This is a genomic window from Paenibacillus sp. F4 (genome assembly GCF_002894905.1).
Lineage (GTDB): Bacteria > Bacillota > Bacilli > Paenibacillales > Paenibacillaceae > Paenibacillus > Paenibacillus polymyxa_B.
This window is the reverse complement of the sequence record NZ_POVS01000017.1, coordinates 397,339-416,085: the sequence shown is the minus strand read 5'-3', so window position 1 is coordinate 416,085 and position 18,747 is coordinate 397,339. Positions and strand designations below refer to the sequence as shown.

The 18,747-nt window shown below is 45.2% G+C and carries 19 protein-coding genes; 4 read left to right on the top strand and 15 right to left on the bottom strand.

Translation table 11 applies throughout. The features are described 5' to 3' along the window. Positions 1-39: 39 nt before the first annotated feature. Genes C1T21_RS20585 through C1T21_RS20575 form a run of 3 tightly spaced genes read right to left on the bottom strand, consistent with a single transcriptional unit; the run spans position 40 to position 2,073 of the window. Positions 40-870: a siderophore biosynthesis protein gene (locus tag C1T21_RS20585; RefSeq protein ID WP_103049557.1), complete on the bottom strand. Its 831-nt coding sequence runs from the start codon at positions 868-870 to the stop codon at positions 40-42. Positions 871-880: 10 nt separating this feature from the next. Continuing rightward, complete coding sequence (locus C1T21_RS20580; protein WP_103049556.1) at positions 881-1,333, bottom strand: ATP-binding protein; 453 nt, start codon at positions 1,331-1,333, stop codon at positions 881-883. A 2-nt stretch (positions 1,334-1,335) separates the two neighbouring features. Beyond that, entirely contained in the window at positions 1,336-2,073 is a 738-nt protein-coding gene (locus C1T21_RS20575; RefSeq protein WP_103049555.1) for a tRNA(His) guanylyltransferase Thg1 family protein, read from the bottom strand. A 247-nt stretch (positions 2,074-2,320) separates the two neighbouring features. Between C1T21_RS20575 and C1T21_RS20570 the strand changes: the two genes are divergently transcribed. Beyond that, positions 2,321-2,749: a DUF4395 domain-containing protein gene (locus tag C1T21_RS20570; RefSeq protein ID WP_103049554.1), complete on the top strand. Its 429-nt coding sequence runs from the start codon at positions 2,321-2,323 to the stop codon at positions 2,747-2,749. 110 nt (positions 2,750-2,859) lie between these two features. Here the strand turns inward: C1T21_RS20570 and C1T21_RS20565 are convergent, their stop codons facing one another. Beyond that, complete coding sequence (locus C1T21_RS20565) at positions 2,860-3,207, bottom strand: Na-translocating system protein MpsC family protein (protein ID WP_013311231.1); 348 nt, start codon at positions 3,205-3,207, stop codon at positions 2,860-2,862. A 119-nt stretch (positions 3,208-3,326) separates the two neighbouring features. Beyond that, positions 3,327-3,755 (bottom strand): MarR family winged helix-turn-helix transcriptional regulator, encoded by a 429-nt coding sequence (locus C1T21_RS20560; protein WP_103049553.1) that lies wholly within the window; start codon positions 3,753-3,755, stop codon positions 3,327-3,329. Between the two features lie 156 nt (positions 3,756-3,911). Here C1T21_RS20560 and C1T21_RS20555 point away from each other — a divergent pair, with 156 nt between their 5' ends. Further along, positions 3,912-5,225 (top strand): amidohydrolase family protein, encoded by a 1,314-nt coding sequence (locus tag C1T21_RS20555; protein ID WP_103049552.1) that lies wholly within the window; start codon positions 3,912-3,914, stop codon positions 5,223-5,225. Positions 5,226-5,461: 236 nt separating this feature from the next. On the opposite strand, the gene C1T21_RS20550 is transcribed toward C1T21_RS20555, so the two are convergent. From C1T21_RS20550 to moaA, 8 genes are all read right to left on the bottom strand, one after another. Then, complete coding sequence (locus C1T21_RS20550; RefSeq protein WP_103049551.1) at positions 5,462-6,997, bottom strand: choice-of-anchor Q domain-containing protein; 1,536 nt, start codon at positions 6,995-6,997, stop codon at positions 5,462-5,464. 249 nt (positions 6,998-7,246) lie between these two features. Continuing rightward, entirely contained in the window at positions 7,247-7,912 is a 666-nt protein-coding gene (gene modB, locus C1T21_RS20545; RefSeq protein WP_028542525.1) for a molybdate ABC transporter permease subunit, read from the bottom strand. Between the two features lie 27 nt (positions 7,913-7,939). Beyond that, a complete protein-coding gene (modA, locus tag C1T21_RS20540; protein WP_103049550.1) occupies positions 7,940-8,761 on the bottom strand; it encodes a molybdate ABC transporter substrate-binding protein in 822 nt (273 codons plus the stop codon). A gap of 103 nt (positions 8,762-8,864) precedes the next feature. Beyond that, positions 8,865-9,944, bottom strand: coding sequence for a thiazole biosynthesis adenylyltransferase ThiF (locus C1T21_RS20535; protein ID WP_180984626.1), 1,080 nt, complete (start codon positions 9,942-9,944; stop codon positions 8,865-8,867). 63 nt (positions 9,945-10,007) lie between these two features. Continuing rightward, positions 10,008-10,739, bottom strand: a complete 732-nt coding sequence (locus tag C1T21_RS20530; protein ID WP_061829721.1) for a molybdenum cofactor biosynthesis protein — start codon at positions 10,737-10,739, stop codon at positions 10,008-10,010. Between the two features lie 55 nt (positions 10,740-10,794). Beyond that, the gene (locus C1T21_RS20525) at positions 10,795-11,043 is read right to left on the bottom strand and encodes a MoaD/ThiS family protein (RefSeq protein WP_061829719.1); all 249 of its coding nucleotides are present in this window, start codon (positions 11,041-11,043) and stop codon (positions 10,795-10,797) included. A gap of 133 nt (positions 11,044-11,176) precedes the next feature. Continuing rightward, positions 11,177-11,989, bottom strand: a complete 813-nt coding sequence (gene fdhD / locus C1T21_RS20520; protein ID WP_103049549.1) for a formate dehydrogenase accessory sulfurtransferase FdhD — start codon at positions 11,987-11,989, stop codon at positions 11,177-11,179. 40 nt (positions 11,990-12,029) lie between these two features. Beyond that, positions 12,030-13,043: a GTP 3',8-cyclase MoaA gene (gene moaA, locus C1T21_RS20515; protein WP_103049548.1), complete on the bottom strand. Its 1,014-nt coding sequence runs from the start codon at positions 13,041-13,043 to the stop codon at positions 12,030-12,032. A 640-nt stretch (positions 13,044-13,683) separates the two neighbouring features. Between moaA and fdhF the strand changes: the two genes are divergently transcribed. Both fdhF and C1T21_RS20505 read left to right on the top strand, forming a co-directional pair. Further along, positions 13,684-16,626 carry a formate dehydrogenase subunit alpha gene (gene fdhF, locus C1T21_RS20510; RefSeq protein ID WP_103049547.1) on the top strand — a complete coding sequence of 981 codons (2,943 nt, stop codon included), beginning with the start codon at positions 13,684-13,686 and terminating at the stop codon, positions 16,624-16,626. Between the two features lie 12 nt (positions 16,627-16,638). Then, positions 16,639-17,121: a helical membrane plugin domain-containing protein gene (locus tag C1T21_RS20505; RefSeq protein ID WP_103049546.1), complete on the top strand. Its 483-nt coding sequence runs from the start codon at positions 16,639-16,641 to the stop codon at positions 17,119-17,121. 82 nt (positions 17,122-17,203) lie between these two features. On the opposite strand, the gene C1T21_RS20500 is transcribed toward C1T21_RS20505, so the two are convergent. Together C1T21_RS20500 and kdgT are read right to left on the bottom strand one after the other, a co-directional pair. Continuing rightward, positions 17,204-17,557, bottom strand: a complete 354-nt coding sequence (locus C1T21_RS20500; protein ID WP_013311244.1) for a hypothetical protein — start codon at positions 17,555-17,557, stop codon at positions 17,204-17,206. 143 nt (positions 17,558-17,700) lie between these two features. Continuing rightward, positions 17,701-18,699 (bottom strand): 2-keto-3-deoxygluconate transporter, encoded by a 999-nt coding sequence (kdgT, locus tag C1T21_RS20495; protein WP_103049545.1) that lies wholly within the window; start codon positions 18,697-18,699, stop codon positions 17,701-17,703. Positions 18,700-18,747 lie beyond the last annotated feature (48 nt).

Here is an 18,747-nt window from a genome sequence, read left to right as displayed (position 1 = left end):
GGAGTTTTTTTATTTACTTCAGGATTGCAAAATCCTCACTTATGAATATTCGAAGCAAATTACCGCTTTCCTTAATTCTCGATCATAAAATAAGTAAACCGTATCGGCTCCAAACGCTTGAAAATAATATCCAGTGAAAGAACCGATATAGGTAAATGTCTCACCACTAGCGCGTTTAGGTACATGGAGCAAATTGGTTTGCTCGAACTGGAGCATCTCTTCAAGAGATTCGTCATATTCCTTCATGTAACTTTGAGCCTTGTCAGACTGAAATGCGATATCCTCTAAAATACCGTTAACTTCAGGGAAACTCAGCCCCCAACCGCTGGATTGCTTTTCCTCAAAATCACGGGTGAGCTCTTCCACAGACTTTTGGGCCTCCCCAAAGGAGGAATATGGATAAATTTTATTGTTTTCCAGGAAAAATGCTTTGCGAGCTTGGTAGTCTTGTTCATTAGCCATGTACACCTGTTCCAGTCCGTCCAGCGCCATGACTTCTCTCTTCATACGTAGGTACGCTTTATCCCCGGTAGACTTCAGCGCTTCATAGGTGGCTTCCAATTGCTCTTTCTGATGAAGGCTGAAATAATTCCAGTCCGCTTCGAATTTATATTTGCCGTCAATGACATCGAAACCTAGCATATCTTCCTTGGTATATGAGGTATGAAATTGCTGAGTATTTTCACCCACACAGCCTTCGTAGATTTCTTTTACGGAAACAAAATGCAGCCACTCGTCCTGCTCTGGGAATAAAAACTGAAGATTAATCGAGCAAATCGGCAGAAAGTGCTTGCGATGATGTTCAAGATCGCTGGCAAATACATCCTCGTATGCTGGAAAACGTTTGATGAATCTCTCAGGTATGTTCATGGTACTCCCCCTATATTGTATGGTTTTCCGGCAGCCTTCTGATCTGAAACGTTCCTTCATTGGAAATCACACTATAGAGTTCATCAAATCCTTCTTCGTAGCTTGGGATCTCTAGTTTACTCATTACACTTTTAATACCGATTTCAGGAATATACTCTTTGTCTGTACGCTGCTCATTACGCTTAATAGATTCTGCAAAATTGGGTTCAAAATAGTAGCCAATAATTTCAAATCCCTTATTTTTACAAGCATCTATATATTTCTTCCGTTCTATAACAGTAGCATTTGTATTGTCTACAACAAAGCGCTGCATGGTTTCGATGGAGGCTTGTAGATAAATATTTTCCCTATTCCGTGTTTTAAGCATATCAAGGTTTATTCGCATATGTGTTTTGAAGAAATGTTCTTTATAAAATGTCGACTTGCCCGAAGCCTGAATCCCTATAAAAATGACACACTCCAAATCTACACATCCTTGTCCAAGTATACATATTGGTTAATATAATCTCTATTCTGTGAAAAAATCGGTGTCTCATGATCAACATCCCACTTGCTTCTGACGGCTTCGCCTTTGTTGTACTGTTGTTTGGTAATGCAAATTCCCCGCTTTTGCCAGACCGGAAGATCGTTCCAGTTTAGCCCTTTTTCCACAAAAAGCTTGTCATGTAGCTGATTTCCGTTCAATCCTTCTAGTTCTGAATGCCTGAAATGGGCTTGAGCTACCATAGAAATGCTGTTTTTAGTAGCATCTTGTTGTCTCCATAGGAAGTAGTTTGTAACCTCATCCTGGGGCAAGACCCATGCTCTCGCATCAAAAGTGGCTAAAGGCTGACCTGGGTAAACCTTTTGGATTTCCTCATTAAATTTGGCTGTAGCCAGCGAGGCAGATATGGACACCATCTTTTGAAGATTATTTTCAAACCAGGATTGCGTCGTTAATTTATCATAATTCGTAAGAAGCAGTGAGATTTCATCGCTCTGATGATACACCAATTTACATCCCATAATGTTATAGGCCAAATATTTACACGTCTCCCATAATGCAAAAATTAGTTTCTCATCAAAAGGTTTCGTCATCCCACGTGTAAAGGTATGAAAATGCGCACCATCAATTCTGATGATTACGGGTAAACGGCGTGGTAGGCTTAATCTATAGGCATTTTCATATTCCTTCATCCTATTTCCAAAATCATTTTTTTTCATAAACTATGTAGGTTCCTTTCATGATCCATGATTTGCGCATAGAGTAAAACAATGTCTATCTTCCCCAATCGACATATACAAGAATTGTAACAAATTGGCTGATACATCGCTAGGAATTAAGCAAGACAAAAAAACTTAGCAGATGGACTTGCAGAGTCTTTCGTTTTTTCTTGGTATCTATTCCCCAAATGTTAGGCTATAATAATTTCAGATTTTACTTTATTCCGATATGAAAAGGATGATATATATGAGCCAAATTCCATCTTCCATTCCGCGTCCGTTAGTCAGGGCTAATCAATGGGTAATTGTTTTATCTGTAGTTTTCACTTGGATTACAGGGGGATATGGGGTGCTAGTTATTCCTCTTATCGCGGGGTTGCTCGGCGTCCTTTTTAACTTCAATCCAGTAATGCGGATAGCCAAGCTTTTCTTGAAGAAAAGCCCCTCCTCATATGTGCAGGAGGACCGAGAACAGCAAAGGTTTAATCAGCTTCTTGCCGTCTTTTTTCTGCTGGTCGCTTGGGTAGGATTTATGCTCCAGTGGAGTATTGTCGCTTATGTATTTTCGGCCATGGTCCTAGTGGCGGCTTTGGTGGCTATCCTTGGTTTTTGCATAGGATGTTTTGTTCTCTACCAATGGTCCCAATATCAATATCGAAGAAGAAAAAACGTGTAAACAGAAAAAACTCTCTATTCATTCCATTTCAATTAGGACATCGTTAATTAAATCGAGGGTGTAGCCGAACTCTCCAACAATATGGATGCTATATCGGTTCCGCCTTCTTTTTATTTTGCGGTAATGTTATCTTCAAATACAAAAACGGAGATGGCTATATCTTCCTCCACTTTAATATCTGAAAAGAGGTGCAGCAGCCGGGAATCCATGTAATCCTCCAGTTCTTTATTGAAGTGTGTGGGATATATTTTTTGAACCATTTTGGTTCGAGCTGCATGCACCATCTCTTTCCCGGATTCTTCTTGTGCCAGAAACTTTTCGGATGGGGTTAAATTTCCATACAGCATCGTGATGGCCATATTATCTACAAAGGTTGTATGTATGCGCTCCGGGCCTTTCCCAAACAGCTCTTTACGTACTTTTCGAATAATTTCGTTAAAACCCGTTTCCCTTCTCATATCGCACCGCTCTCCTAAAATCTACTAAAATCCCTATTACTATATCCATCATAACCGATTCCTCTCATATAAAACAGAGACTAGCGAAAGTGATTTTTGGAACATGATTTTAACTAAAATTATAAACGTTCATTAATTTTGAGTAACATTTCCTCTAAAATTTTCTTCTCCTCTTCAGTCAGGGATTGAACAATTTCGTCCTCCACCTTTTGGAAAGAATCACTAAAAGCTTCAATCAATTCAATGGCTTTTGGTAAAACATAAATATTTTTTTGCCGTTCATTATTGGCCGGGATTTTGCGCTCGATGAATCCTTTTTGCTCAAGACCTTGAAGTATGCTTGTAATGCTGGCTCCGCGCAGATGGAACCGATCGGCAAGATCCTTCTGAATTAAATTATTCTCTTGATTCTCGTAGATATATCTAATCATTTTTCCTTGTTGAGCATTTAATCCCAACTCTTTTATGCTCTCGTCCGCTCTTTTCTTTAACTTAAGACCGATAACCTGAAACAAATCCAGAAAAACCGTATCCTTTTGGGTTTTCATAATCATACCTCCTCAAATTATTAGAAGTCTAATTGTCAGTAAATAAACTATATAAATCTCTAAACTGTTTGTCAAATGAAAATTAGTTTATTGACAGTTATAAAACTAATAGTTAGAATTCTAAGTGTTTAAAACTGAACACTAAGGAGGAACGACATGAAGAATGTAACTCAAAGCAGCTCTACGGTAGAAAAAGTTACAGCAATTACGAATGTACGTATTTTCGATGGTGAAAAAGTTATTGAGCCCAGAAATGTTGTCATCCATGGGGAAACCATTATTTCGGTAGGCGGAGACCTTCCGACGCATGCAACGATCATCGATGGGGAAAATGCGACATTATTGCCTGGCCTGATTGATGCGCATGTCCACACTTCAATCGGTGGGTTACGAGATGCTTTAAAATTCGGCGTCACGACAGAACTCGAAATGAACGGCAGTTTTACAGAAAGAGGGCGCAAGATCCAGTTGAAAAACGTGAATGATGCCGCTGAAGTCCGTTCTGCCGGCACAGCGATCACCGCTCCAGGTGGTCATCCGGATGAATTATTGCAGGATGAGGATGAAATTCCTGAGTTCGTATTAAAGGAATTGGAGAAGTTACCCAAGGAAGACCGGGAAGCTATGCTAGCCGCCTACGCTCACGATCACGAAAAAGTGCCCCAAGTGACGACAGTGGAAGAAGCGATCAAACATGTGCATACCCAGGTGGAGAGTGGCGCCGACTATATTAAAATCATGATTGAAGAAGGGACGGTCTTGGGTGCCCCTGGACTGCCTATTTTAAGCGACGAGATTTTAAAAGCAGCCGTGGCAGAAGCCCATAAATTCGATAAAATTGTCATAGCCCACGTCTTGACGGCTCATTCTTCGCAAACCGCCATCGATATGGGAGTCGACGGATTGGGTCACTTATTTCTCGACAGGCCCGAATGCACATCCGAGTTGGTGAAATCCATAGCGGATTCAGGCGCATTTGTTATACCGTGCTTGGTATTGAACTCATCCATTCTGGGGAATCCGGCATCAGAATTGGCGAATGATCCACGTGTTTATTCTAAATTAAGTCCGGAATGGATCGATATTTTGAACTCAAGCTTCCATACTTTCCCGCAAGGCAATTTGGAGAATAGCTTTAAAAATGTGATGGATCTTCACCGTGCCGGTGTGGATATTCTGGTCGGGACGGATGTCGCCCCCGTTCCTGTTCCCAATCTTGGCGGCCTTGCTCATGGAGCCAGCGTTCATCATGAAATGCAATTGTTGGTTGAGGCCGGATTTACTCCCATAGAAGCGCTTCAGTCGGCTACCGCGAAACCGGCCCGTTGCTTTGGGCTTAACGATCGCGGCTGTATTGCCGAAGGTTTGCTCGCTGACCTTATACTAGTAAACGGTGATCCGACAACCAACATCTCGGATACCTTGTCGATCAAATCCGTATGGTTAAAAGGTGTGCAACAACTATGTTAATCGGAGCCTATCGAACAGGAACAACTTTCTAATCTCATTTGTATGACTTCCATTTTTACTTTCCGAGGATAGCTTAATCTTGTTGCCAACGCAAAAACACCTCCAAGGTTATCTCCATATCTTACGACATGGGGTTTCACTTTGAAGGTGTTTTAATTGCAAGGAACATTGTAAAAATGTACAAACAGTGGCCCCAAATAGTTTCGCCATGCACTGTTTGTCATAAAATATAGAACTTACTCGTAGGCACCGATGTTCACAGCGGCTCCCTGTACTCTAGGCTTCCCGTCGATATCCAGTGTTCCAATGATGGCACGGTCCGTGTTCCCAGCATCGATCGCCGGTGACGAAGACTGCAAATGGAAGTCGCCGTTCGTGGCATTCACGAATTTAGGATCGGAAAATAGAGAATGCGTATCGTTGCCGGTCCCCGATTTGTACGCGGAGAAACCTGTATATTCTTTATTTTTCCAGATCCAGTTGGCTTCCGAGCTGCCGCTCGGAGCAAAATATAAATTATAATCCACAACATTGCCGGAATTTTTGGTGTATCCATTGGAGATCAGCATATCCGTGGAGCTGGCCACGAAAATATTGTTTTTGATCACGTTGTTTCGCGTATCACATTGAACCAAAAGCTGACCGCTTCCGTCGTCAAACGTATCGTTCTTGTATAGTGTATTGTTCACGATCTTGCAGTTTACCGTGGAGCCACGCTCCTCATTGTAACCGCCCATGGCAATACCGGTCAGTCGGTTGTTATATATCGCGTTGCTGCGGACCGTAATATTACTGGTTGCTTTACCGGCGTGCTCGGAGGCAATTTCGACGCCGATATCGTTGTTGTAGCTGTAGTTCTGCTCAATAATGCTGTCCTTGCCTCCATCTACATAAATGCCGCCTGCCGAGTTGTCATCGCTCTTGTAAGATGGGTTATTTTGAACTGAATTATTATACACCCGATTGCCCTTCACCAACCCGTTCCGCGCCTGATCGTAAGCGGTATTCGGCGCAGTTCCCTCAAAGCCGATCAAATCAATCCCGATGTTGTCATTATCGTGAATGAGGTTGTTGGTCACCACAAAGCCATCCACGTTGCCGTTTAAAACGAGCGATTCGCTGGAGCCCAGCACGAGATTGTACAGCTCATTGCCGCTGATCGTAAGGTCGTGAATCGAAGCCGGAGCTTTCGTGCCGTAAACAGCGATACCGTGAGCATCCCGACCCAGCCGATCTTTGCCGGTCGGGGTAACCGTGTTTTTGATGTCATGGATTTTGTTGTTGGACAGATTAATGAAGCCGCCCGAACCGTGGACATAAATACCTACGGGCACCGTGTTCTTGGAAGCAGCGGTAAAATTGCGGATTTCAAACCCCTGAACAGTAACGTAATTGACATCGGCCAGTTCGATCAGCCCTTCGTTCCCGCTGACCGAAAGTCCGCTGCCATCAATAATGGCGGTCTCTGTCCCATAGTTGGTGAACACAATGGGACCCTGCGAAGCGGAGCCAGAGCGGGTAATCTTTAATTTCTGCTTGTACACGCCGCTCCGGACGTAAACCGTGCTGCCCGCAGGAGCCACGTCGGCCGCGTGCTGCAACGTCTTCCACGGCGCATCGTTCGTTCCAGCGTTAGAGTCGCTGCCGCTCGTGGCCACATAATATTCTGTACCGGCCGCGGAAGCGGCAGGAGGTTGCACATTTCCGGCCACCAGACCAAGCCCGAAAACCATGGCTAAACCTACCAGAAACATTTGCCCGAATTTCTTCATGTTCCACATCCCCCTTTGTTTTTCTTGTAAATTGTACCATAATTCCACTAAATCTGTTCTATGGCATCGGCCATTAGTGCAACCTAATGCGCGATACCAAGGACCGGGAGGTCACCGTAATCGCTGTCGAAAGAAACAAGAAACCCTGCGTTTTTAGTAATCGCAGGGTTTCTTGGTGATCTAAGCTGCTCTATAACGTTGCCGCAGCTGCCCTATCGGCAGACTGTGCATGTTCTTACTCCAAACGGACTAATCCTTTACCAGTCGATTAGAAAGCATCAACATGATAAAAGAGAATAAAATGATGACAGCTACCCAGCTCCAAGAGAGTGTCATATTTCCGACCTCGGACGCGGTGTAAATCGCTGTAGGCAGGGTTTGGGTCTGTTCAGGAATATTACCTGCAAGCATCAGCGTAGCGCCAAATTCCCCTAACCCTCGGGCAAATCCGAGAATGTATCCTGAAATGAGCGGTCGGTAGGCAAGGGGCATCGTAATGTGGCGAAACACTTGCCATTCGTTGGCACCTTGCGCACGTGCAGCCTGCTCTACCTCAGGGTCTACAGCTTCAAAGCCAGCTTTAATCGTACGGTAAGCCAGTGGAAAAGCAACAACTACGGCCGCCACCACTGCAGCTCCCCACGTAAATACAATCGTCTGCTGGAACAGGCTTTCGAAGGCTGTGCCGATCCAGCTTTTCCTTCCCAGCAAGATGAGCAAAATAAAGCCGACAACAGTGGGAGGCAAAACGAGCGGAAGAAGTAGGACGGTCTCGATCACGCTGGTTCCCCTCCGCGGCGTGCAGTTCGCCATCATCCGCGCTACCACAGTAGCTAATAAAAAGACGATGATGCTGGCGACGACAGCGACTTTAACAGATACGATAACCGGAGGAAGAAAAGCTGACCAATCCAACGGGACCCCCTCCTTTATCTGTGAATTCTATTTTCCCGTCATTTCTGTAGGGGCTGAAAATCCATCTTTACTGAACACACTCATTGCTTCATCTGTCCGTAGAAAATCAAGAAACTCGCCTGCTTCCTGGCTATGTTTGGTTGCTTTTACAATGCCTTCAGGATACAGGATGGGTGCATGCAATTCCTCGGGCACTTCCAGTGCTATGACCGTTTTATTGGATGATTTGGCATCCGTTAGATAGACGAGTCCTGCATCGGCGTTGCCTGTTTCAACATAATTTAATACCTGTCTTACGTCCTTGGCGAATACCATCTTAGGTTGCAGCTTATCCCATAGTCCAGCCTTCGTTAACGATTCTTTGGAATACTGTCCGGCGGGAACGGTAGTAGGCTCCCCAACTGCCACTTTCAGGAAAGAAGGACCCATCAGGTCATTGAGCGTAATGCTTTTGTTATCCGTGCTCTGCTCCTTATCTTGTGGAACAACCACAACCAGTTTATTTTGAAGCAGCACGTTATCCTTTTCCACTAATGAAGCATCCGTTAATGCCTTCATTTGCTTCATGCCCGCCGAAATAAATACGTCAGCGGGTGCGCCTTGCTCAATTTGTTTTTGTAATGTACCGGATGAAGCGTAGTTAAAGGTAAGTTTGATATCTGGGTGCTGTTTCTCATACTGGCCTTTGAGCGTATTCAGACTATCTTGAAGACTTGCAGCGGCAGATACGACTAGTTCTGTCTTGGGTGCGGACTGTGCCGATTGTACAGCAGCCGGAGACGAGCAGCCCGCCAGAACCCATGCCAACAATCCAACGAACGTGAATATGTACCCAAATTTCTTTTTCAACTTGTTTTTCCCCTATCCTATAAATTCCAAAATGAGATGACAAAAATGTGATAGCGAAAATAAGGAAACATTGTACATCTCATAACGAGTCGAATCTATTGGGTCAACCCAAATATTTGTGATAAATCGATCTCGCCTCGGCGATGTCCTTCGTGCCATGAATTAAGACGCGTCCATCCTGAAAAAGAACGATTCGATGCGTTCCGATAACAACGGATACCAGGTATGGATTATGCTCCACCTTGCCCCCCTGACGGGATAACAAACGTGCCGCTTCATTCAGATCACGTACAGTACCCGGGGCAGGGCGGATTTGAACCGTATCTCGTCCGCACAAGACAGCCGTTTTAGCCTGATGCTCCGATTGTAAAAAAGGATACACTGGGTGCTCACCACACGTTGGGCAATCGGCTTTCTTCATGGCGCTGATTTGAATCGCCTGATGCTGATTGTTCCACAGATCGAAAGAAATCAGCTTATTTTGCAAAGCCGAATCGTCCCCGGTGAGCAGCTTCAATGCTTCGGCGCTTTGATAAGCGGCCACCATCTGTACAGCCGGGCTAATCACACCGACCGTATCACAGGTCGCACCGCCAAGCGGTACGGTCCCGAGCAGGCAATGCAGGCACGGTGTCTGCCCTGGCACGATGGTAAAGGTTGTCCCATAGCTGCCCACACACGCCCCGTAAATCCAAGGAATTTGGTGCTTGACCGCATAATCGTTCATAAGCAGACGTGTATCGAAATTATCGGTGGCATCTACGATAAGATCCACCCCTGCTGCGATATCGTCGATTTCCTCCAGCGAGACGTCCCGGACTAGCGCACGAATGTCCACGTCCGAATTGATTTGCTGCAATCGCTTCTGCGCGGCCACTGCCTTGGGGATCTGATCACGGGCATCCGCTTCGTCATAGAGCTGTTGGCGCTGCAAATTGCTCCAATCTACATAATCACGGTCTACCAACGTCAGCCGTCCGATGCCCGCTCGCACCAGCATGTCAGCATTGGCAGTGCCCAGTGCGCCAGCCCCCACCATCAGCACATGCTTACTACGGATATTTTGCTGGCCTGTCGGTCCAATTTTCGAGAATAATTCCTGTCTAGAATAACGGGCATGAGACGTATGCGCATGTGCTTGTGCAGCAACTTCTATTTTCTGGATCTTGTCCATTTCTGACATCGTTGATTTACGCCTCCATACTTATCCATTGATAGCTACAAGTTGATCAGACAAGCTAAAAGTTCAAATGTCCTCGCCCTTATTTGAAAGCTTTGGGGTACTTTGAGGGTTCCAGCCACCCAGCTGATGCCCCTTCCATTCTGAGCCGTCCTCCCACACTTCCTTTTTCCAAATCGGTACGATTTGCTTTAACCGTTCAATGGCATGGCGGCTGGCTTCGTAGCAAGTATCGCGGTGTGCAGCAGAGACAGCAATCACCACACTCGTCTCTCCAATTCTTACCGTACCAAGCCGATGTGTAATCGCAGTACGTGTAGAAGGCCAACGCTCTGCAATTTCGTCACCAATCTGCTTCATCGTGTTCATGGCCATCGGGACATACGCCTCATATTCAAGCAGCACCGTTCGCTGACCTTGCGTAAATTCCCGAGTCGTACCATTGAAGGTCAACGAGGCGCCATGAGAAGGGTCGAGCACCTTTGAGGTTACTTCATCGGCATCAATCGGGTCGTACGTAATGGCAAATAAGCCACATTTTGAAACGACCGTCTCCATCCCGGGTGCTGACTGATGAAGAGCAATTGTATCTGATGGAAGCACAAGTTCATCTGGAGAAGCCAACTTTTTATGATGGGTAAAAAAAGAACCTGGCAGTTGTGAAGTCACTTCCGGGTACAGCTCATTCAGCCTTTTTCGAATGTCTGCAATGGTCACCGCTTCCTGTGAAAGTTCTACCGTGATCACATCACCAAGTTGCTCCGCCATACCTGCGAATAGCTGAATACGGTATTGCATATGATCTGCCCCCTTGCACCTATTCTATCAAATTCATTTATTCTATTAATAGAATTTACCCTCCTGAAACCGGAGGAATAATCGCAATCTCATCATGGATACTTACGAGGTCCTCAGGAGCGGCGTAGGCTTGATTTCTGGCAACAAAAGAACCCTGCAACTGGGCTGCTGCTTCAGGGAAACACTCGGATAGCAAGTCTTTTAACGCGGCAACGCTCATCGTTTCTTGATCAGTAGGCACCGTGATTATAGGCCCTCCCATCTGTTCCGCAAGTCCGGCAAATACTTGAATATGATAGTTCATTTAACATCCCCTCCTTTTCAGTACAGTGACTGTCCACCACATATGTACCAAGAAAAACCAACATGAATGAATACCCCGAAAGGTTTTATTCCATGCTGGTTAACTATGACGGTGTACAATGAGGATTTGTATATTATATTTTAGATTCAGCCAGTTCATCAATCCGCTCGGTATGCGTATATACATTCAGAGAATGACTGCGTATAAAGCCAACGGTAGTAATCCCCAGATCCTCAGCCAATTCAAGTGCAAGCTCTGTGGGAGCTGACTTTGACAACACAACTTCACAGCCAATCTTCGCAACCTTCAACAAAATTTCAGACGAAATGCGTCCGCTGAATACTATGATTTTGTCTTGTAATACAATATCATGTTTTAGGCAATGCCCATAGATTTTATCCAGCGCATTGTGTCGGCCGATATCTATTCTGGACAGGATCATCCCGTCTTTATCGCACAACGCTGCATTATGAACACCACCGGTCTCTTGGAACGTAAGTGCCGAGCTTTGCATTAAATTCATCAAGCGGAAACAATCGTCAAAAGACAACGTAACATGGGTATCATTCATTCTTTTTGCCACTTTGGCATCATTCATAAAATAAAAGCCCTGTCTGCTTTTTCCGCAGCAGGAGGTAATGTACCGTTTGGAATGAAAGTTTTGATAAAACTCATTCATTCGACGGGTTTTAATATGAACAAAACCTTCTTTTTCCTGAACCCAAATATCTTCAATATCATCGTACCGTTGAATGACGCCTTCAGAGGCCAAAAAACCTACTGCCATATCCTCCACATACTCTGGTGTACAAACCATGGTAGCAAATTCCTGCTGATTGATTTTGATGGTCACCGGATGCTCCGTCACCACAGTGTCTTCAAAACGCTTGATCTGACCGTCACGATAACGTAGAATCTCACGTTTTACCTCAGCTGGCTTTTCCATGTGCTCCACTCCCTTGTTTCTGACAGGCGGGCTCTTCGGCTCACCCACCGATGTGTGACATTTCAATTTTAGATGTTGCTTGCTGTGTATGATTCAGCCGTTCCTCTGAATAGCGGTCGGTACGTTCTCTCCAAACACGCTCAATGTAAGCTCTAATCTCGTCATCGGACTGTTCGGAACGCAGCATCGCGCGAAGCTTGTACCCTTGAGAGGCAAACAGGCACGTGTACAAGGAGCCTTCAGCAGAAATTCTCGCTCGTGTACATGTGGAGCAGAAGGCGTCCGTAACAGACGAAATAATGCCGATTTCCCCGTCTCTGTCCTGATACCTGTAGCGCGTCGCCACCTCACCTTTGTACTGGGGTGGGACAGGTTCTAACGGCATATGCTCGTGAATGGCTTCGATGATCTGCTGCTTGGAAACGACCTGATCCAATTTCCAGCCATTGGTGTTGCCTACATCCATAAACTCAACAAAACGTAAAATATGCTTTTTCTTTTGGAAATAATCGGCCATGGGAACAATATCCTGATCGTTAAAACCCTTTTGCACGACCATATTTATTTTCACCTGCATCCCTGCTTGAGCCGCAGCCTCAATACCATCCAGCACCGCCTTTACACTGCTTCTGCCCCCGTTCATTTGACGGAACCGATCGTCATCGAGCGAATCCAGACTAACCGTCACTCTCTTCAGTCCCGCCTCTCGCAGTGCTACAGCATATTTAGGCAAAAATACGCCGTTTGTCGTCATTGCAATATCTTCAACGCCATCGAGTTGAGTTAACGAATGAATAAGCAAGGACAAATTTTTCCTCAGCAACGGCTCACCACCAGTAATACGCAGCTTCGTAACGCCCAGCGAGATAAAAATACGGGAAAGGCGCGTAATTTCCTCAAAGGTCAATATTTTTTCTTTTGGCAAAAACGGATAGTCATGGCCAAATATTTCTTCCGGCATACAATATCGGCACCGAAAATTACATCGGTCTATGACGGATATTCTTAAGTCCCGTAACGGACGATTCCATTGATCGTCGCTCCGGTTCGCCATCCTGTTCACCTCAATCCGTCTTCATTAATAAAACTCTTTACACTCTAAATTGGAACGGTATTTCCATTCATTTTATACTGAACCAAAAAACCGGCATCACAACAACTTCTTCGCTTATGAGTATCGAAGAATCTGCTAAATGCCGGTTAATTTATCTACATCAGGATTTTACGAATCCCACTTCATGTGATATAGAAAAATCAAACTAACAAGCGCTGCGACAAATAAAATATACGCGGTTCCCACGCACACTCCATTTACGATTGCTCTGAAATAGATTACATTCCTATTGTTAGCAATCCTGGAACGTTTGTCAATGATTTTTCGATTTCTCAAACGATAATCATTATCAATTAAAAAATTAATAATGTACCGTTGAACTATCTTAAATTTTACGTTATAGTTACACGAGATGACATGCAGAAAATGACATATCTAAGTTATTCAGAAGTTATTGATATACAGACGGTGCGTACTGTTTGTTATTAATACATATTCAAATGGCGGATTGGCCTCCAGGACCTAGAGCTTGGTCACTACTCCACCATAAACACAAGTGCTGGAACACGAGCACTTGTGTTTATGGTGGAGTTTTTTTATTCCTAATTTTTAAATTTAAAATCTGAAAGGAGCCTGAACCGTGACTGATAGTACGATCAAAATTACATTAAACGGACAGGAACTGAAAACGAAGAACAGCGCAACGATTCTTGAAGTGATTAACGAAAACAACATCGCCCATCCCCAGCTGTGTTACGTTCCCGAAGTCGATCCGATCCGCACCTGTGACACATGTATTGTGGAAGTGGACGGAAAACTTATGCGTTCCTGCTCGACATTAGCTTCGGATGGAATGAATATTCATTTACATTCGGATCGCGCGAAAGCAGCTCAAACCGAGGCTATGGACCGATTGCTGGAAAATCATCTCCTCTACTGCACAGTGTGCGATAACAACAACGGTAATTGTACTTTGCATAATACAGCAGAGCTTATGGAAATTGAACATCAAAAATATCCGTACCAACCGAAAGTTGACCCGACAGAAGTAGATATGTCTCATCCCTTCTACCGATATGACCCCAATCAATGTATTGCATGCGGCCAATGCGTAGAGGTATGCCAAAACCTTCAGGTCAATGAAACGCTGTCCCTCGACTGGGAGGCTGAACGTCCTCGCGTCATATGGGATGACAGGGTTGCGATTAACGATTCCTCTTGCGTTAGCTGTGGTCAGTGTGTAACCGTCTGCCCATGTAATGCCTTGATGGAGAAATCTATGCTGGGAGAAGCAGGCTTCATGAGTGGCATGAGCAAGGATTTATTAAATCCGATGGTGGATTTAATAAAAGAAGTGGAGCCGGGCTATAGTGGGATTTTTGCTATTTCCGAAGCCGAGGCAGCGATGCGTGAAACCCGTACGAAAAAAACGAAAACCGTCTGTACGTTTTGCGGTGTAGGTTGCAGCTTTGAGGTTTGGACCAAAGGCCGCAAAATTTTGAAGGTACAACCTACCTCTGAGGGACCTGTTAACGGTATCTCGACATGCGTAAAAGGAAAATTCGGCTGGGATTTTGTGAACAGCGATCAGCGTCTGACCTCCCCTTTAATTCGTCAAGGTGACGAATTTGTGGAAGCAACCTGGGAAGAAGCACTGAGCCTGATGGCCAGCAAAATGGGAGCTATTCAAGAAACCTATGGTGGCGAAGCACTCGGCTTTATTTCTTCGTCCAAATTTACCAATGAAGAAAACTATTTGATGCAAAAGTTGGCTCGTCAGGTCTTCCAAACGAATAACGTCGATAATTGCTCACGGTATTGCCAATCTCCTGCGTCATGGGGGCTGCAATACACCGGAGGCATCGGTGGGGACAGCGGTACGATTAAAGACCTTGCCAAAGCAGGTTTGGTCATGCTGGTCGGTTGCGCGCCGGGAGAAGGACATCCAGTGCTGGCTACGCGTATCAAACGTGCGCATAAGCTGCACGGTCAAAAGTTGATCTCGGTCGACCTGCGCAAGCATGAAATGGCAGAACGCGCAGATCTGTTCATTCGTCCGAAGCAAGGTACTGATTATGTATGGTTATCCGCTGTAGCCAAATACATCATTGAGCAAAACTGGCATGATGCAAAATTCATTGAAGAGCATGTAAACTTCTATCCTGAATATTTGAAGTTGCTAGATCGTTTCTCCCTGGAATTTGCCGAACAGGAAACTGGTATTTCCAAAGAGACACTGATTCAGGTAGCGACTATGATTCACGAAGCCGACGGCACTGCCATTTGCTGGGGCATGGGTGTGACGCAAAACATCGCAGGCTCTTACACTTCGATTGCAATTGCCAACCTACTGCTGGTGACTGGAAACTTTATGCGTCCGGGTGCAGGCGCATATCCGCTTCGCGGACATAACAATGTTCAGGGTGCTGCCGATATGGGTACAATGCCGGATATTTTCCCGGGCTATCAGCCCGTGGCGAACGATGTCGTTCGTGCCAAGTTTGAAGCGGCCTACGGCGTACAAATTCCAGGTCAACGCGGACTAGACAACATTCAGATGCTGGAAGCCATTGAAACAGGTAAGCTCAAAGCGATGTATATCGCTGGAGAAGAGATGGCATGGGTGGATGCCGATTCCAACCATACCCAAGAAATGCTGGCGAACTTGGATTTCCTTGTCGTTCAGGATGTATTTCTGAGCAAGACAGCTGAATTCGCTGACGTTATTTTGCCAGCCGTACCTTCACTCGAAAAAGACGGAACCTTTACGAACACCGAACGTCGTGTCCAGCGTTTATATGAAGCACTCCGCCCTATGGGAGACAGTAAACCGGATTGGTGGATTTTCAGCCAATTTGCCAAGCACATGGGATTTGATTGGGATTACAGCCATCCAAGTGAAATTTTTGAGGAAATGGCGTCGCTCACTCCATTTTTCTCCCAATGTAATTATGACGTATTGGAAGGCTGGAACAGCTTCCACTGGGGATCGCCGGATGGTAGCAATACACCGCTGCTGCACACCAACGGCTTTAACTTTCCAGATAAAAAAGCGCGTTTGGGACTTTTCGAATATGTACCACCGAAAGAGTACCCCGTTGAATTCGATCTGACCTTAAATAATGGTCGACTGCTCGAACAGTTTCATGAAGGAAATATGACGACCAAATCAGCGGGTATTCAGCTCAAACTTCCAAAAGTATTTGTGGAAGTGTCCCCTGAATTGGCTGAAGAGCGCGGAATCAATAATGGATCGCTGGTTCGATTGGAATCCCCTTATGGTGCGGTCAAGCTACGCGTTCTGGTTACAGACCGGGTGCAGGGAACTGAAATTTATGTGCCGATGCACTCTACCAGCCATGATGGTGCTGTCAATCTGTTAACTGGTGGAGCGTTCGATGTGGTCACCCGTACACCAGCCTATAAACAAGCCAAAGTAAGGATGCAAATTTTGGAGGTAGACGGTCAAAATCCACTACCACGTATCAATCCGCGTTACAAAAAGCGTCATCCGCAAAATGGGGTTGAAGTGGACCGTAAGTGGAATCGTCCCGGTTATGTCGATTTGGTGGATCAAAAATAAGGAGGTCGAACCGTGGCTAAGCCTATTTCAATTGTGAGAAAACGCATTTTGACAGAAGAAGAACGGCAAAAACAATCGCTAGATCAGCTTACTGCTGATCTAGCAGACAATGGGGCGGCATTGCAGAAGACACTCGAAATCGTACGTGAGCTGCACGATAGTGGTCTTCTCGAAGCAGCTCAGTCTATGCTAAAGGCTAAAGAAAGCATCACCAAAATCGCTGTAGGACAAGCGACGCGTAAGCCTGTGACGAACATCATCAATAATCTCATGGGAGCAGCAGGGATGCTGTCTGAGGTAGACCCCGAGCTGATGAAAAAGCTGACAAACAGCGTTACCAATGGCCTGAACGAAGCGGAAGAACATCTAAAACAGAATAAAAAGACTCGTCTGCGCGATCTTATGAAGGCGATAAATGATCCAGATGTAAACCGGGCAATGGGATTTGGTATTCATTTTCTCAAAGGAGTGGGGAAAAGTTTGTCTGATAAATAACTCATAGAGCGTGAAGGTGGAAGACTAGTAACAACAGACAATAAAAAGAGCTGGCTCCGAAAACGGGGGCAGCTCTTTTTATTTATTTTTTATCCACCTGCAATAGCGTCACCGTTTTAAGAGAAACGGCATCTTTTATTTGCTCCTCTGCGATGACCTTGAGCTTAAGCAAACTGGCAATCTTCGACGTATCCGGCTTGGAAAACAAGCGCCATAGCTGCGGATCAGGCAGTGAATCATATAGCTTTGTATGATCGTATTCCTTGCGGTGCTGCTGTATAATCTTGACTCGGTAGTTGCCAATTTCCCAATCTGATACTTCCTGCTGTGCACAATGAGCGGTAATGTCATTACGCAAATCAGTCAGTTCACCTTCAATTTCTTTTTGCTTTTGCTTTAACTGGTAGTAGCGACGCACTTTGTTTTCCAATCCCATCACGCTCCTCTGCTTACATATGTATGTTTGCAGAAGCGTTTTAGGACAAGTTTTGTAATGTTAGGATTGAAGGTATAACTACAAAAGCATTTCCCGGGTAATGGAAAGGTCCATAAGTTGAGCCATCATCATCCAAACTTTATTTAGGCACATTCGCCCCTGGATTTACTGGCCCTGCTCCCTTGGGATTTCCCCTTACGCTTCATATAATTGGCCCAGTATGCCGTCAGAATAGGTACCAAAATCGAGGTCACAATGACCGAAGCAGCAACTAAGGCCGTTGCAGATTGCGCAACAGGCAGGAACTCAGGCTTGATATTGGCGACAATGACTGGATTGGCTACTGCTGCACCTGCTGTACTGGAGGCTGCAATTCCTGCTGTACCGTTGCCACCACCAATATATTTGTCCGCCAGAATCAGTGGAATACCTGTAATGATAATGACAAAAATACCTAATAAAATACCAAGCATACCTGTCTGGACAATAACACTCAAGTCAATGGAACAACCAAGTGCAAAACCGAAAAATGGAATCAAAGCTTGCGTTGCGTTCCCAAAATATTTTCGGAAATCATGATCCAGATTGCCCAACATAAATCCGACCAAAAATGGTAATACTGCCCCCACAAATGTCTGCGGTTCAAAAACGGCCAGCCCGGTGCTACCCAAAATAATCATGGTCACCAACGGACCTGATTCCAGTGACATCAGCACGAATGCTCCTGCCTCTTCCTTGGAACCATATTGCTGCATAATGGAGGCATATAACCCGCCATTTGTCATATCCATAGCCGAGATCAACGCCAGCACCGACAAACCTGCAAATAGTCCACTTTCTACGCCACCAACAGGCAGCAATCTGGACGCAATGATCGCCACTACCCAGGCGACCGCGATTTTAGTCAATACGAGCGTTCCTGATTTACGCAAAACGGTACCCGTCGCTCGTACATCTATAGAAGCACCCATACAAAAAAACCACACTGCTAAGATGGGTACCGTACCTGTCATCAGCCCCTTGGTAAAAGATCCAAAATAGTCGCCTGCCCATGGAGTAAATGTATGAAAAAGCGCGCCAATAAACAGCGGCACCAGCATAATGCCCCCTGGAATTTTATCAATGTTTTGTTTGATTTTCATAACTTCGTTCAACCCTTTCGTTTTTGCCAATGCAAAAACAAGGCCGTG

Excerpts from the sequence above, each read along its gene's own strand:
- C1T21_RS20570 (WP_103049554.1), top strand. The coding sequence starts at position 2,321 with ATGAGCCAAATTCCATCTTCCATTCCGCGTCCGTTAGTCAGGGCTAAT.
- moaA (WP_103049548.1), bottom strand. The coding sequence starts at position 13,043 with ATGGCGAACCGGAGCGACGATCAATGGAATCGTCCGTTACGGGACTTA.
- C1T21_RS20500 (WP_013311244.1), bottom strand. The coding sequence starts at position 17,557 with ATGGGATTGGAAAACAAAGTGCGTCGCTACTACCAGTTAAAGCAAAAG.
- fdhD (WP_103049549.1), bottom strand. The coding sequence starts at position 11,989 with ATGGAAAAGCCAGCTGAGGTAAAACGTGAGATTCTACGTTATCGTGAC.
- C1T21_RS20550 (WP_103049551.1), bottom strand. The coding sequence starts at position 6,997 with ATGAAGAAATTCGGGCAAATGTTTCTGGTAGGTTTAGCCATGGTTTTC.
- C1T21_RS20525 (WP_061829719.1), bottom strand. The coding sequence starts at position 11,043 with ATGAACTATCATATTCAAGTATTTGCCGGACTTGCGGAACAGATGGGA.
- C1T21_RS20585 (WP_103049557.1), bottom strand. The coding sequence starts at position 870 with ATGAACATACCTGAGAGATTCATCAAACGTTTTCCAGCATACGAGGAT.
- C1T21_RS20575 (WP_103049555.1), bottom strand. The coding sequence starts at position 2,073 with ATGAAAAAAAATGATTTTGGAAATAGGATGAAGGAATATGAAAATGCC.
- C1T21_RS20555 (WP_103049552.1), top strand. The coding sequence starts at position 3,912 with ATGAAGAATGTAACTCAAAGCAGCTCTACGGTAGAAAAAGTTACAGCA.
- C1T21_RS20530 (WP_061829721.1), bottom strand. The coding sequence starts at position 10,739 with ATGCAATACCGTATTCAGCTATTCGCAGGTATGGCGGAGCAACTTGGT.
- kdgT (WP_103049545.1), bottom strand. The coding sequence starts at position 18,699 with ATGAAAATCAAACAAAACATTGATAAAATTCCAGGGGGCATTATGCTG.
- C1T21_RS20565 (WP_013311231.1), bottom strand. The coding sequence starts at position 3,207 with ATGAGAAGGGAAACGGGTTTTAACGAAATTATTCGAAAAGTACGTAAA.
- C1T21_RS20560 (WP_103049553.1), bottom strand. The coding sequence starts at position 3,755 with ATGAAAACCCAAAAGGATACGGTTTTTCTGGATTTGTTTCAGGTTATC.
- C1T21_RS20535 (WP_180984626.1), bottom strand. The coding sequence starts at position 9,944 with ATGTCAGAAATGGACAAGATCCAGAAAATAGAAGTTGCTGCACAAGCA.